General features: G+C 66.3%; 1 protein-coding gene and 1 pseudogene. One reads left to right on the top strand and one right to left on the bottom strand.

Annotated elements, in window-relative coordinates:
* A pseudogene (locus B4A72_RS14620) lies at positions 1–583 on the top strand (glycosyl transferase); the annotation flags it as partial.
* Here the strand turns inward: B4A72_RS14620 and B4A72_RS14615 are convergent.
* Positions 568–1,073, bottom strand: a 506-nt coding sequence (locus B4A72_RS14615; protein ID WP_292978955.1) for an HdeD family acid-resistance protein, incomplete at its 5' end; no start/stop codon positions are given. The pseudogene B4A72_RS14620 and the gene B4A72_RS14615 sit on opposite strands and share 16 nt — an antisense overlap.

Raw genomic sequence — 1,073 nt, 5'->3', positions numbered from 1 at the left:
GGCCGCCTATCGCCGCGGCCACCGCTTCGGCAACTGGGCGCTCACGACCTTGCTGAAGCAACTGTTCGGCCGCAGCTTCACCGACATTCTTTCGGGCTATCGCGTCTTTTCGCGGCGCTTCGTCAAGAGCTTCCCGGTGCTGTCGGCCGGCTTCGAGATCGAGACCGAGATTTCGGTCCATGCGCTCGAACTCGCCATGCCCGTGGCGGAAGTGGTCACCGCCTATGGCGCTCGGCCCGAAGGCTCGGTCAGCAAGCTCAGCACCTATCGCGACGGCTTCCGCATCCTGCGCACCATCATCACTTTGTACCGGATCGAGCGGCCGGTGGTCTTCTTCGGGGTGATCGCCGCGCTGCTGGCGCTGCTGGGGCTGGGCCTCGCCGTGCCGCTGATCGTCACCTATCTCGAAACCGGGCTGGTGCCGCGTTTTCCGACGGCGATCCTGGTGACGGGCCTCATGATCCTGGCGACGCTATCGGCGATGTGCGGCCTCATCCTCGATACCGTGGTGCGCGGCCGGCGCGAGGTGCGGCGGCTCGCCTATCTCGCCTTTCGCGCGCCCGCCGATTACGCCCGGCCCTGAACGCGTCGGCGCAGGCGCAGGGCGAGGATGATGAGCAATAGACCCGACAGCAGGGCATAGGCGCCGATCGCCCAGCCCATCGACAGGATGCTGACGACCGGATTGACCGTGAACAGGACGATGATGCCGATGCCCAGCGCCAGGGTGATGAGGCCGTTGGCGGCCAGCAGCCACTCGCCCTCTATCTCGTCGCGCAGGCGAATGGCCGCGACAATCTCCAGCACGCCCGACAGGATCGCCCAGCCGGCCAGAAAGAAGAGGGTGATCAGCGCATAGCTGACCGTCGCCGTCAGCGGCATCGCCACGAACACTATGCCCAGCGCAACGCCCAGCAGGCCGCGCAGCAGCATCGCGATCCAGTGGCCGCCTTCGCCCGCGCGCCGGATCGCCGCGATCACGGAAAAGACGCCGTCGATGAAGGCGTAGATGGCGAACACCATGGTGAAGGCGATCAGCGCGCTGAACGGATAGAGCATCGCCACGATGCCCA

This window comes from Paracoccus sp. UBA5162, from assembly GCF_002413585.1.
Lineage (GTDB): Bacteria > Pseudomonadota > Alphaproteobacteria > Rhodobacterales > Rhodobacteraceae > Paracoccus.
Note: the sequence above shows the minus strand (reverse complement) of the source record. Positions and strands in the feature narration are given on the sequence as shown.